At 41.8% G+C, this 13,566-nt stretch carries 9 protein-coding genes; 4 read left to right on the top strand and 5 right to left on the bottom strand.

From position 1 onward, the window contains the following. Positions 1-243 precede the first annotated feature (243 nt). Positions 244-981, top strand: a complete 738-nt coding sequence (locus tag FD723_RS20955) for a LuxR C-terminal-related transcriptional regulator (RefSeq protein WP_179067071.1) — start codon at positions 244-246, stop codon at positions 979-981. A gap of 383 nt (positions 982-1,364) precedes the next feature. Here the strand turns inward: FD723_RS20955 and FD723_RS20950 are convergent, their stop codons facing one another. After that, positions 1,365-2,681, bottom strand: coding sequence for a hypothetical protein (locus FD723_RS20950; protein ID WP_179067070.1), 1,317 nt, complete (start codon positions 2,679-2,681; stop codon positions 1,365-1,367). A gap of 966 nt (positions 2,682-3,647) precedes the next feature. Here FD723_RS20950 and fmt point away from each other — a divergent pair. Beyond that, positions 3,648-4,652 (top strand): methionyl-tRNA formyltransferase, encoded by a 1,005-nt coding sequence (gene fmt / locus FD723_RS20945; protein WP_179067069.1) that lies wholly within the window; start codon positions 3,648-3,650, stop codon positions 4,650-4,652. A gap of 195 nt (positions 4,653-4,847) precedes the next feature. Here the strand turns inward: fmt and FD723_RS20940 are convergent, their stop codons facing one another. Together FD723_RS20940 and FD723_RS20935 are read right to left on the bottom strand one after the other, a co-directional pair. Continuing rightward, complete coding sequence (locus tag FD723_RS20940) at positions 4,848-5,210, bottom strand: DUF6464 family protein (RefSeq protein ID WP_179067068.1); 363 nt, start codon at positions 5,208-5,210, stop codon at positions 4,848-4,850. A 145-nt stretch (positions 5,211-5,355) separates the two neighbouring features. Beyond that, the gene (locus FD723_RS20935; protein ID WP_179067067.1) at positions 5,356-6,864 is read right to left on the bottom strand and encodes an FAD-dependent oxidoreductase; all 1,509 of its coding nucleotides are present in this window, start codon (positions 6,862-6,864) and stop codon (positions 5,356-5,358) included. A 255-nt stretch (positions 6,865-7,119) separates the two neighbouring features. On the opposite strand from FD723_RS20935, the gene FD723_RS20930 reads away from it, so the two are divergent. Further along, positions 7,120-8,022, top strand: coding sequence for a class I SAM-dependent methyltransferase (locus FD723_RS20930; RefSeq protein WP_179067066.1), 903 nt, complete (start codon positions 7,120-7,122; stop codon positions 8,020-8,022). A gap of 179 nt (positions 8,023-8,201) precedes the next feature. Here the strand turns inward: FD723_RS20930 and FD723_RS20925 are convergent, their stop codons facing one another. Beyond that, a complete protein-coding gene (locus tag FD723_RS20925) occupies positions 8,202-10,250 on the bottom strand; it encodes a TrkA family potassium uptake protein (RefSeq protein WP_179067065.1) in 2,049 nt (682 codons plus the stop codon). 383 nt (positions 10,251-10,633) lie between these two features. Here FD723_RS20925 and modB point away from each other — a divergent pair, with 383 nt between their 5' ends. Further along, entirely contained in the window at positions 10,634-12,460 is a 1,827-nt protein-coding gene (gene modB / locus FD723_RS20920; RefSeq protein WP_179067064.1) for a molybdate ABC transporter permease subunit, read from the top strand. 405 nt (positions 12,461-12,865) lie between these two features. Here modB and FD723_RS20915 read toward each other — a convergent pair whose 3' ends face one another. Beyond that, the gene (locus tag FD723_RS20915) at positions 12,866-13,531 is read right to left on the bottom strand and encodes a hypothetical protein (RefSeq protein WP_179067063.1); all 666 of its coding nucleotides are present in this window, start codon (positions 13,529-13,531) and stop codon (positions 12,866-12,868) included. Between the last annotated feature and the right edge of the window lie 35 nt (positions 13,532-13,566).

Raw genomic sequence — 13,566 nt, 5'->3', positions numbered from 1 at the left:
AGTGCCGTCATACCAGGATAAAGTACCAAGCCAATAATGTGCTTTTGTAAGTTAGTCATAAATCAATCTCTTGATGACAGTTGCTACGAAATCTATCCTTATACTAGAAGTGGCAACCGACCTCGCCCAGTCCTCGAACGAGTACTCTTTTCGTCAGATGATCGAAAACGACTCACGATACAGAGCAACTAAATTTATTTATGGGATCATTAATTTTAAATTTTGAATTCGGAGCGAAGCGACGTGACGCTTTCCTTGCAGCTTTTATTTGAAGCCATTAACCAGGTAAAACATGAACGCGAGTTGCGATCGCAAACCGTACCAAAAATTGGTGAATATTTTGCAGCCAAGCGATCGGGGATTTTCTTCTTCGACCAACTGCCCTTAGCCAATCGCAATGTTCAGAAAATATTGAACGTTGCACTTTCGATCGAGCATAATCCGGTGGCGCGTTATATAGCGGAGCGTCATACTCCGGTTCATGAAGGATTGGTAACATCACCAAAGGCTTGGGCAATCATTTGTCCTCGTCCCGATCATTGGCATGTGATGGCAGGACCGATTATTGATCGTGGTCAATTAGTAGGTGTCGTGGGCTGTACTCGTGAAAAGTCGATGCCTGCCTTTAATACCCAAAATCTAGCTGATTTGAGCGCCATCTGCTTGCACTTATCGGTTTGGGCTACAACCATGCGATTAACGCAAAGTGCAACTCCACAAGAAGCGCAGCATCAACCGTTTAAAATCAATCGTTTAACGTCTCGTGAGTTGCAAATTTCTGCGTTGGTTGCGTTAGGACGAACTAACGCAGAAATTGGGGCTGAACTTTGGATTACTGAAAATTCTGTCAAGCAGGCTTTGAAGCGAATGTTCCGTAAGCTTGAGGTGTCATCTCGTGCAGCGATGGTGGCACAACTTTCTGCGACATATTATCATTTGCCAAGTCAAAAACTATCTTCATCTGACTTAGATAGATATTGAGCCGAGATATGACCTAAAACCTGCAAAATGAACTGAAAAGGCTTGATTTTCCGTTGTAAATAACGGCTTTTTTGACTCTAATATAGCAATTTTTCAAATCCACACAGGATAAGGGTTAAGAGTCCATCTTGCCGGAAATTACATGCATCTCGGCCAATGCCCACCCCAATACTGCTCGGGTTTTGCATTTCAACTTGGAATTAGCTTTGGGGAAAAGGTTAAAGGGTAAAGGTTAAAGGTTTTTTCTTTCCCCTTGCCCTTTTCCCCAAAACCCGACAAGTATTGATGCCCACCCCACAAGAATCATCAATATTTTATACAACGCCAAAAAAATCCCGTTGTCAGCAGTGATAACAACGGGAGTATATAGGATTTTTTATAATCTATCGGTAGGCGACTTGTGGCCCTGCCCAAATTTCTGTCACCTTTTTACCGAAAGTAATCGGCTGATCGTTGTCTGTTGTCGTGACAGTCTTGCCATCATTAGTAACTTGCACTAATGGCCAGTTATCCTCACCCAACTCTCCTGCACGGAACAACACCTGATCCGGTTGACTTTTACTCCAGCCTAACAAGACGGCAACTTTATCATGTTGTTCTTCCTCGTTAACAGGAGCAACTATATTAGCGTGATTTTTTTGCCGATCCCAAATCACTGCACTATCTGTAGAATCACCTGTGTTAAATATACCTTCAAACTTACGTGCTAAGAAGCGATCGCCTTTTTCTGACCAACTAACTGGAACTAATACCCCAATTTTACCGCTCGGATCAGTTTCTTCTGAAGATTCTGTCTTTACAGCCTTTACCTTTAACAAAGGATCGCTAATTGGAGTCGTTGAAGCCATCACCCACAATTTCTTAGTTTGCATATCTTGAACAAACAGAACACTGGTGACACGGCTGTTGTACATTTGGGGTTTTACCTCCAGTTGTACCCGACTATAAACAGCATATTTACCATCTGGAGAAATCACGGGTACGCTGCGATAATGACGCACTCCAGAACCACCCTTGGAACCAATAGCCTCTTGAGTTGCTGTAATCCATTTCCAAGGAATCGGATGAGGACTACCGATGGGATCTATTTGTTCTGCTTGGGACTCATCAACTGGTTCTGCAACAGGTATTTCTGTCGTTGTGGTTGGTTGTGATTCTCTAATAGGTGGTGCTACTTGAGTTGCTGTCAAAGACTTTGTTCTAGAGGGAGAATTTTCTTGTCCCCTCAAAGACTTGACATTAGCAGCTTTGAGTTTTCGTATTAAATTAAGTTGACTAACAGAAACATCTGTTGATGGTGCGAGTTCAACGGCTGCCAAAGAATCGGGAATAGTTACATCGCTACTTGACACAGCACTATCTAATTGATCCAAAGACTCAGTTTTATCTGCTAGTAATACTTGCGATTGCTGAACAGCACTACTTTCTGTTGGTGCAGAGTCAAAGTCTTCTTCTATTAATGAGTCGATTTGATCTGTTTTTAATAATGTTTCAGCTATCTCAGGTTCCCCAACTACAGCTATTTCCTTTAATACAGAGTCAGACTCTCCAGCTATCGAAGTTAGTTTAGCTACTTCGGATCTTACTGGGTTCGAGTGAGTCGATGCCCCTAGTAAGGGTGCAATCAATATGACAACGACAACGTAATTGAGAAATGGTTGGGCGCGGAACCATCCTGACAGCAAAAGGGGTTTAAGCATTTGTAGACTCTCTAGAGGGGGCGGTTGCTATGTGAGAAGCAATACCTATGTAGCAATGGGGCAGGCGGTAGTTATATGTATAACAAGAAACTAAAAACTTTGACTAGATAATTGCTTCAAAGTTTGTAGAGGTTTACAAAAATTAAGTATCATTGTCTACACCTTTTCTTCCTAAGGTACTGAATGTTTTTTGGCAAAAATATGCGAGTATAGTAAATATGCTGAGAACTCAGTAATTACTACACGATATATAAGATTGCTATACCCAACCACACCAAAAATAGGTATTGGTTAAAGGATATTTCGGGTAGAGTTTGGAGAATGACGCTTGCAACTAAGAGTGAGATAACTTAGCATCTGGGGATCATACTAGCGATCGCTAGTACACAGCAAATAAGCAAGTTACACACTAAATATAGCAGCGTAACCCTCAAGATGGTACACGTGAGGCGTTAATTAAAAACCTGGGAAAGAAGACGCATAATACATCATACTCAGAAGATATTGCTGTCAGCAACCCAAAGTTATAAATTGCTATCTAAACTACAAAAATAGCTAGAAGACGCAATAGTTTTTTGGAAACGCAACTGTATTTCAAGCCAATTTCGGGAAGACGACGGGGAACACAACAAAAGTTACACGGTAGATGCTCTAGCGACTCGCGACGAAAAACCACTAAGTGATTAGGTTCACTAGAGGCAGATGCAGTTGATACTAGCTCTTACACTTACAAACTTAACTATTAAGTTAATCAAGCAGGCTTTGGTTTCATGAATACGAAAATATTGTACCACCAAACAGCCAATATTATTTACAGAGAATCAATTGTATTTTGCAACTGCCGTCTAGAATACATTAGCCTATTAGATGCTATCTGAGTGATTTCTGTTTCAAAATACAACTTAAATGTTGTCAGTTGTGAGGGGCGCACTTACGATTAACTAATGACTAACAACTAATATATTAATGAAAATTGTATTTTTTGGTACACCTCAGTTTGCTGTACCCACATTGGAAAAGTTATTGAATCATTCAGAATTTGAGGTGCTGGCAGTTGTTACCCAACCAGATAAACGTCGGGAACGCGGAAATAAACTAACGCCAACACCAGTAAAAGCGATCGCAACTGCTCACAATTTACCAGTATGGCAACCCGAACGAGTCAAAAAAGACACTGAAACTTTAACCAAACTCAAAGAATTAGATGCAGATGTGTTTGTTGTTGTCGCTTATGGACAGATTTTATCGGCAAAAATCTTGAAGATGCCAAAATTGGCCTGCATTAATGTGCATGGCTCGATTTTACCCAAATATCGCGGTGCAGCGCCGATTCAGTGGTGTTTGTATAACGGTGAAAGCGAAACGGGGATCACGACTATGTTAATGGATGTCGGGATGGATACCGGCGCAATGCTCCAAATCGCCACTACACCCATTGGATTACTAGATAATGCCCAAGATTTAGCCGAAAGACTAGCGGCGATTGGTGGAGATTTATTGGTGAAGACTCTGTTGAAGTTGGAACGTCAAGAAATTCAACCAATTCCCCAAGATAATTTAGCTGCTACTTATGCGCCTCTGATTCAAAAACCAGACTATGCTTTGGATTGGTCAAAAAGTGCGATGCAATTACACAATCAAATTAGAGGCTTTTACCCTAACTGCACGGCTACCTTTCGTAACAATTTGTTGAAAATCACCGCTTCTGCTCCCCTTGGTTCAATAGGCGAACGCAATCTACCACCAGAACTACAAGAATTACTGCATAAATTGCCTGATTTGTCAAACACATTAGACAAACCGGGAGTTGTAGTTAGCATTATCAAAGGAATTGGTGCGATCGTCCAAACTGGGGAAGGATTGTTGCTGTTGCGAGAAGTTCAGCTAGCCGGTAAACGTCCCCAGTCGGGATGGGATTTTGTTAATGGTACCCGCTTAACTGTGGGAGAAGTTTTTGGTGCGGGAAGCTGAGGGGTTGCCAATTTTAGATTTTGGATTTTGGATTTTGGATTTTGGATTTTGGATTTTGGATTGAAGGAAAAAGTATTTGACTGAATTGTAATGAGCTTGCTTGCCCTTTCTCTTGCCGTTCGCGCAGCGTCTCTTAGAGAAGGGTCGAAGTAGCGCTCACACCGAAATCCAAAATCTAAAATCTAAAATCCAAAATTAAATCGCTTCTAATTTTTCATAAAAACGGCAAGATTCGCAAGGGCCATCTGGGTTGACTGCACAGCGAATGAGTTCTGAATGAGCATTGTAGCAGCAGGTTGCATCACCGATTACCCAACGTCCTGCTACCAAACTTTTCTCAGATGGTCGTTTAGCAGATTGGACATAAATGGCAATATTATGCAGGCGGTAGCGCCCAGCTTGAAGTTGGTATCGATGGCGGCGTTCTAAAACCGCGTAGGTTTTACCTTGAAAATCAAGATAGTTACCGGGTTGGGGTGTCCAATCAAGTTGCACCCTACCGAGGGACTCACGCGGGTGAGTCAGAATCACCTCGGTAGGTAAAGAGTCTGGCTCCATAAGCTGATGTGATTTGATTTACATTATTGATTTGATTTACATTATAAGGATAGTATCGCGATCGCTTTCTTTAGCTTACCCAATTTAGATTACAATTGATAATTAACTAGATTTGCGAGAAATATACATAAATTCGGTATGCAAATTACGGTAGCCAAAAATTAGGTAGGATAGATTTGCCCAAGTTACGCAAAGTTTGGTTGAGCGATCGCGCAACTTGGATATGCACTTCATCCTCTTCTACAGCTAAAATCTCAGATGGCTGACCTTCTCCCAAATAAGACACCACCAAATTTGCCGCCTCTAAACCAGTAACATAGGCCTTTTCCTGCGACCAGGAACCATGACGGTTCACAATCCAATCGCCACTCATAAACACATTCTCAAAACTTGTTTTCGCGGGCAACATATAACGATAGCTACCAGGTGCAAAGTGAGTCACCGCTTGAGGTAGCCGAATTACACTGCTATCAATTATCTTTGCCTCTCGAAACGCTGGCACACAAGTTGCTAAATAACCTTGAACTATTGCTAAAATCTCCTCATCACTCAAACCTAGAAACTGATTCGCGTGATAGAAATCAGCTTCAATCACTGTTCCCAGTTCATTTCGGTATTCATCATGTAGAGCATTCAAATCAAAAAAAGTCCAACCTGTACTTGCGTCAAATCCAAAACAAGCATTAGAAGGACGAGGAATATCAATTTTGCGGTCAAACCATAGTCGGGTTGCTAAAACATCTATTGCCCCTAAATTGCTCAAATTACGGAATTCTTCACGGCTTTGTAAACTAGGGCTAGTTGAGACAATTTTCTTCATCCCCGTGACTCCAACTGCGAAAATCACGGCATCTGCTTCAATTACTTCATCACCGCAAACCACACCCTTAACTTGATTACTATCAACAATTAAGTCTGTAACTCGATGCTTGGGTAACACTCGCGCACCAGCTTTTTCGATACGTTCCACCCAAGGACGAAATATCTTTTCTCCGACAGTTCCCCGACACCAAACCACATCAAAATCGGGTTGATGAGCCAGAATAAAAAAGTAAAGCATCCCTAAAGTTGCGGCGGCTGAACACTGTTCACCAGGGGCAAATAAGCCAACTAATAACATCGGTTCAAAAGCCTCGCGGTAAAGTCGTGCGGAAACGTTAAAGTCTTTGAACAATTCACGTGCAGTTACAAAGTCATAGCGTCGCCAAGCTGCATCAGAATTATCAAAATCAACGACAGCATAAAGTAAAGGTAGAGCGCTCAGACGATCAATTAGTGGCAGCCGTTTAAACTGAGTGTAGAGAAAAGTTCCTAGTGGTGAGGGAAGTCGCGGTAAGTCTTGAAAAATTGGTGATTCAACTTCTAAACCTGCTGGCGAATATTGCGAAGAACGAGTCCAAGTAGTAAAAGGATTAATTTCTAATTCATTAATTAAAGAAAAAATATTTCTGTAAGGATACCAGAAGCCGTGAATGCCAGCTTCAACAGATTTTCCGGCTGCTGTTTGCCAACCTGCCACCAATCCACCAGGATAAGGGCCTGCTTCGAGAAGTGTCACATCATAACCTTGTTTTGCCAAATGGTAGGTTGCTCCTAAACCAGCCCAACCAGCACCTACAACTACCACCCGTTTTGGTTGTAACCCTTCTACCATTCTAGCCTCCGATTGTTGCAGTCCATCAACTTAATGTATACGAGCTTGTATTCTAATCAGGCGACGGGTTGTTATTATAGCGGTTTTCACTTGGATGCAATAGGCGCTTTATTAGTACATTCCATCGAATTTAAAATAGTTATAGACTTTAAAAATAGGCTTAGGGAATCGAGTTCAGTAAAAATCCCTTGCGGTTAATGCTGAGTTGAGAGTATAACAGAAAACAGACTTAACTATTCATGAGGAATAATCATAATGAGTCAATTAGCAGATGTAAAATTTAGTCTGAATGACTTTGAATTACGAGACGGGATTTATTTTCCTAGTGACTATGAACAATTAAATAATACTCAACATAAAAAAACATGGGACGCAATTGGTAAAACATACTATGGTTCCCAAAAAATTGAAAAAATTACAGATGCCTCGCCAATTAAACAAGATTACACTCTGCTAACTGGTACGCCTGGAGGTACTTGGAACAAATTTCCGTTGAATAAATCTGTCGGTTCTATTCTAGAAATTGGTTCTGGTTATGGTCGCGCACCTTTACATCTCTCGAAAGCGAAAAATCTCAGATGCGAGAAATATTACGGCATTGATATTTCTGAACCTTTATTGCGGCGGTTAATCAAGGTTAAACAAGAATACAATTTTTTTCCAGAAGCGGAATTTAACTTGATTTGCACTTCTGCTGAAATATTGCCTTTAGAAGATAATTCTATAGATTTGGTAATTTCTAACTGCGTCTTTATGCATATCCCAGATGCCCAATTAAGAAAATTATTGGCTGATATCTCTCGTGTGCTAAAGCCTGGTGGAATTTTTGTTTTTAATCATTCCTTTCACAACAAGTCTTGTCCTTCTCACATTATCCATAATTTTATCAGAAGGCTGAATCCATTTGTGAGAAATCCAGTTTATCTCAAGCAATATTCAGCCGCAGAAATAGAAGAAATGTTAGCTACGGCTGGGATGAAAGCAAAGTGTCCACAATACATTGTTGAGCCAACAGCAGAATATGCAATTTTGCCGGAAACTATCAAAGGGATTCCCGTACCTTTTGCTAATGCAATCAACAGAAGTCTTAAGCCATCAGGTAATTTAAAAGAAACTCTGGCTTATGGTTTTAGTGCTTATAGCGCTAAACTGGACTAATTAAGAAACTCTCCGATTATCAGAATAAACTGAATACAAATAATCTACAAAAGCACAACATTGTTGTGCTTTTATTTTGACAATAAATGCCTGTTAACTCAATACAGTTTAGTTAAGGGCGACTGGCGGGTTTTCGAGACGCGATAAACCGCCGTCTCTACATGAGGTTTTTGGCAGATTCAAGGTTGCCCAATGTAGATAACATTTGCCAAAACTTGTACTTTTGTTAACTCGCGCACGAGACGTTGAGCTTGATGTTTATAAAGTGGTATCGGCAACACTCTAGGCAAATTATTCATCCATTGTCTAGCGTCAGTGGAACTACATCTAGTAATCAAAACTATCTCTTCAGCACCATAGATAATAGCATTTGTAGTCAGAGCTTTTTCAATCTGCACTTGCCAAAGACGAGGCAGCATTTCACCCCATTCAATTCGCTGCAAACTACTGCTTGTAGCTAAAACAATTAAGCGATCGCCAGCATCAAGCTTAACATCATACCAGGGCATTAAAGAGTAATTATCTCGCTGATATTTCTGGTAGAGAATTGGTACAACACTGTAGCCAGATGCTATTTCAGATAAAAGCAACCCATTTAGAGTATCGCCATTTTCAATTTTGTATTCCGTCACCATGACTATTTGCTCATTCAAGTGAAACAAGCTCAGAACATTTTCTCCAAAAGCAGCACAAGCAAAGACTTCTGCTGACAAAGCCGCGCCACATATAACTTGAGCATAGGGGAACAGAGGGGCGACATTATCACTAAATTGGCGGTCTTGAGAGCGGATAATCAAGGTAGTGGCGGGGTTCATTGCATGAGCCATCAAACCAATTTCCAGATTTTCCATATTATCGTCACCAACTAAAATGATGCTTTTAGCATGGGGGAGATTTGCCTTAGTGAGTGCTTCGGTAGCATTACCAACGATAAGGGGCATATCGGGTAAAGTTTCTTGGTCAAGAGTGGTAGGATGAATTCCTACTAAGGGCTGGTTGAGTTCTTGTAAAAGAGCAGCTACTTTCTGCCCCAAACGATTTAAGCCAATAATTATTAGATGGTTGCGTTGTGGTATTGGAGGACGGGAATTGAAAAAATGGAATCTTGAAGTGACAAGAGCATCAGTAAGCAGCGCATATAATACTCCCACGAAAGCTTGACCTGTCAAAGTCATTCCCAGGCTAAAAAACCGCAACCACCAAGGCATACCGTCTGAGGGTTTTGATTGCGCTGCAAACTCAACACCGCCAAATAAATCTCCGTATCCTCCCAAGAGCAAAACTGCTGTTGCATAGAAAGCTTCTTGGATGGTGATGTCAGGATAATATAAGCGGTAAAGAATTATTCCAACAAGCCACAGGATGAGTACAGTAATCGCATAGATTGTTGCAATTCGCCGGATTTGATTTTGGCTTTGGTAGTAAGATTGCCAAAATTGCACTATTTTATCCTTGAGATTTTTCGCTGTGATGCTTTGAACAAACTGTTGCCACTGCCACTTTTGGCTATGAGATTGCCGATGTTGCTCAGAGAAAGCCAGTTCGTATGCCACATCAATATAAACTAGCGTGTCTCCTACCTGCACTTCTGCCTCTGGATTCCAGCCAAATAATTCTTTGCTTGGGTTAGACGAAACAGGTCTATGACTCAAGATGCGGCGAGTTGTAAGATTGAGTCTATGTACTGGCTTGCTATTACACCAGCTATCCTTCGCTTGTACCTGATGCTTTATGACTTGCAACAGTTGCCCTTCTAAGGTGAAATATCCAATAGCTTCAGAGCCAAGGGCTGTTAGAGCAAAGGCATGGGCTGAAAGATGAGTGGGTTCAAAGGCAACAAAATTGCCGAGATTTTCCCACAATAGTTTATTGAAATTTTGTTTGTCAGAACGTACAATCAGGCGAACGTGCGGATTAAGACGCCGTGCTGCAAAGGCAGCTTCTATATTTATCCGCTCATTTCTGGTTACTAAAAGTATTGAACGACACTGCCTGATACCTGCCTGCTCTAAAACAGTTGGCTGGCGAAAGTCTCCTATGATTAACTTTTCTAGTAAGTTAGGTACTTCTGGGACTTCCCAATGTTCGGGCTGCACATCCTCAATGGCGCTGACTTTAACATCGTATTCCTTAAGGATTGCAACGCAATGTTGCCCTAAACTTTTGAGTCCGCACACTAAGAAAAGGTCTTGGGGTTTTTTTTGATTGCTAGTAGGAGGAGGATGCACTTTCTGTTGACGGTAGCATTCAATACTGCTAACAGGATGTGTTTGCTAAAGTTTTTACACTTCGGGAATTCCCAACAATTTTACCAGTTGGTTTGAAGATGAGTATCAAATGATAATAAACTGTATCTAATTCTGATATTTGATACCCAACTGAATGCGAATTTTGTTGAAAGTTTGGATAGTTTTTGGGATTTCCTTAGACATCTCCAGAAATTAAAGATGCGTTACCCAGAACCCTTGTAGAGACGTAGCACTGCTACGTCTCTACATTCTTTTTCGGAGATGTCTCTTGATTGTGATGTAGTTTACCAACTTTTTCTAACATACTAAAGCTAAAGTTGGTAAATTAGGGATTAGTTGAGCTAATTCTTCCCCAGACAACTATGCCATCGGATTTATCGCCTCTTTGGATATCACTTAAAACTTCATTACTTGCCACATTTATCACCTTCTTTTTGGGTATCGCTGCTGCCTACTGGATGCTGGGATATCGTGGCAAAGGGAAATCGTTAATTGAGGGTATCTTTATTGCGCCTCTGATTTTACCGCCCACAGTTGTCGGGTTCTTGTTGCTGCTATTTTTTGGCAAAAATGGCCCTGTAGGGAAATTCATGGGGGCTTTTGATTTCACCATCGTTTTTACTTGGTATGGTGCGGCGATCGCAGCCACAGTAGTTTCTTTCCCTTTAATGTATAAAACTGCACTGGGAGCATTTGAACAAATAGACGGTAATCTGCTGCGAGTCGCTAGAACCCTTGGTGCAACTGAAACTACAATCTTTTGGCGGATCAGTTTACCCCTGGCACTACCTGGCATTGTCGCCGCCACAATGTTAGCTTTTGCCCGTGCTTTGGGAGAATTTGGCGCGACATTGATGCTAGCTGGTAACATCCCTGGACAAACACAGACAATCCCAATGGCGATTTATTTTGCTGTGGAAGCGGGAGCAATGAATGAGGCTTGGTTTTGGGCGATCGCTATTATGGTGATTTCTCTGTCTGGAATTATTGCAGTCAACTTTTGGCAAGAATTGAGGGAAAAGAGGAGGGGAGCAGGGGAGCAAGGAGCGAGGAGAGCAGGGAGCAGGGAGCGGGGAGCAGGGGGAGAAATTCTTTATACTCCGCAATCTAGCTTTGAATCTGGGGGATTGTTTGTCAACATTGAAAAAATCCTTCCTAGCTTTGATTTAAAAGTTGCTTTCAATACTGATGAGCAACCCTTGGGATTGTTAGGAGGTTCTGGAGCAGGTAAGAGCATGATTTTGCGCTGCCTGGCGGGGATAGAAACGCCCACAACCGGGCGGATAGTTTTAAATGACAGAGTTCTGTTTGACTCAGAACAAGGAATTAATTTACCCAGCCGCGATCGCCGCATCGGTTTTTTAGTGCAGAATTACGCTCTCTTTCCGCACATGAGTGTGGCGCAAAATATCGCTTTCGGCTTGCCCAAAAAACTATCTGCTGGGAGTATTCGGGTACAGGTAGAGGAGCAACTAATCGCGATGCAGTTGCAGGGATTAGGCGATCGCTATCCGCACCAACTCTCAGGGGGACAACAACAACGGGTAGCCTTGGCAAGAGCATTGGCAAGTCAACCAGAAGCATTACTTTTAGACGAGCCGTTTTCAGCACTTGACACCCATCTACGTAGTCAATTAGAGCAGCAAATGACAGAAACTCTAGCTGATTACCAAGGTGTGACTTTATTTGTCACCCATAATATGGAAGAAGCTTATCGGATTTGCCCAAACCTGTTGGTATTGGAGCATGGTAGAGCCGTTCATTATGGCTCAAAATACGAGATTTTCCAGCATCCTGCTACTGTGAGTGTTGCCCAACTCACTGGATGCAAAAATTTCTCCCGTGCTGTTCTCCAGTCATCGCAACAGTTGGAGGCAATTGATTGGGGTTGTACTCTGCAAGTAATTGAACCAATCAAGAGCGAATTATCTCACGTTGGCATTCGTGCCCATCAGTTCATTTTTACCAACGACTCATCACAGGAAAATACTTTTCCCTGCTGGGTAGTACGAACAAGTGAAACGCCCCATAGAATGACGTTGTTTCTCAAATTACATTCAGCTGGCAAGAATTCTCAAGATTACCATCTGCAAGCTGAAGTCTTTAAAGAAAAATGGGCGACGATGAAAGACCAATCTTTTCCTTGGTATGTGCGTTTAGATCCTCTACGGTTGATTTTGATGGCATAAACGCAGAGATGTATAGATAGAAGATTATCGGCAACAAAATAGGGAAAATTAAGAAAAGTTTGTGGTATCGTGCATTGTAAGCAATTTACCACAAACATTTTTAATAAATTCAATCCAACCGTTGTGCGAGTCCAGGATTTTTCTGGTCAAAAGAAGCAGGGGGGAAGACTGAGACGGAGCTTGTACTCCGCCCCAGTTCAAGCTCCCTGGAAGGGCGGGACTTCTCTTCTCTACGAGAGGCTGCGCCCTAAGCGTAGCTATGCCGCAGGCTTTACGAGACGCTCCGCGAACGTACCCATGCTCCGCTTTGCTTGGCGCAGAGGGGAAGGACTTACTCCCCCTGCTCCCTGCTCCCTTCCCCTCCGCCTCTTTGGTGATAGCTACGCTAGATATTTCCTGATTACTTTAATATCTAAATTGAAGGTATTGACCATCATATCCAAGATATTTTGCATTCGGAAAATTGCGTTCATGTGAGCCAAGATAATAGGTTTGGTTCAGTCTTAATTGTGGTGGCACAGGCCCATGATAAGAAAGAGATATTCTATTAGCTTCAGCATTGCCAGTTAAGCCTTGAACAATGTAATGGTGGGGTGGTTGGTTATCATTAACAAAAGCTCCAGTCAGCAGAGTGCTACTAACATTAGATAACAACTCAGTGTTTCCCCAGTGAAATAGTGTGATATTAAAACTCTTACATCCTGAGAAAGTTACACAAGCGCTACCTTCTAAAGTAATTCGCTTTTCAGCTACTCGCAAACATACATTCAAGTCCCATTTTGCTACAGAATAATTTCCTTTCAATGTTAAGCAGGGATGTGCTGGGCTAATTTCACCTGTGATGACAGTAATACCAGCAACCTTAAGTGTGATTGCAGCACTGGGAGTACTGAGATTAAGGTCATAGCATATTTGAAGTGGCCCAAAAATTGAAACACAGCCTGAAATGTCTGTGAGAGTGCCAACGTTTACAGGTGGTTGAATGTCAGTAGTAAGTTTAGGCTCTGTGGTCACGCTGGGATCGTAAGAGATATCAGAGAGAATATCTTCGGCGTATGAAGTAATAGACATAAAGACTCCTTTGTTTACGAATTATTTTTGAGATG

Origin of the sequence: Nostoc sp. C052 (genome assembly GCF_013393905.1) — a bacterium.
Classification (GTDB): domain Bacteria; phylum Cyanobacteriota; class Cyanobacteriia; order Cyanobacteriales; family Nostocaceae; genus Nostoc.
The sequence above is the reverse complement of the archived record's forward strand: the minus strand, read 5'-3'. Positions and strand labels throughout refer to the sequence as shown.

Bases quoted from the DNA above. Each gene is read 5' to 3' on its own strand.
- fmt (WP_179067069.1), top strand. From the start codon at position 3,648: ATGAAAATTGTATTTTTTGGTACACCTCAGTTTGCTGTACCCACATTG.
- modB (WP_179067064.1), top strand. From the start codon at position 10,634: ATGCCATCGGATTTATCGCCTCTTTGGATATCACTTAAAACTTCATTA.
- FD723_RS20940 (WP_179067068.1), bottom strand. From the start codon at position 5,210: ATGGAGCCAGACTCTTTACCTACCGAGGTGATTCTGACTCACCCGCGT.
- FD723_RS20915 (WP_179067063.1), bottom strand. From the start codon at position 13,531: ATGTCTATTACTTCATACGCCGAAGATATTCTCTCTGATATCTCTTAC.
- FD723_RS20950 (WP_179067070.1), bottom strand. From the start codon at position 2,681: ATGCTTAAACCCCTTTTGCTGTCAGGATGGTTCCGCGCCCAACCATTT.
- FD723_RS20935 (WP_179067067.1), bottom strand. From the start codon at position 6,864: ATGGTAGAAGGGTTACAACCAAAACGGGTGGTAGTTGTAGGTGCTGGT.
- FD723_RS20930 (WP_179067066.1), top strand. From the start codon at position 7,120: ATGAGTCAATTAGCAGATGTAAAATTTAGTCTGAATGACTTTGAATTA.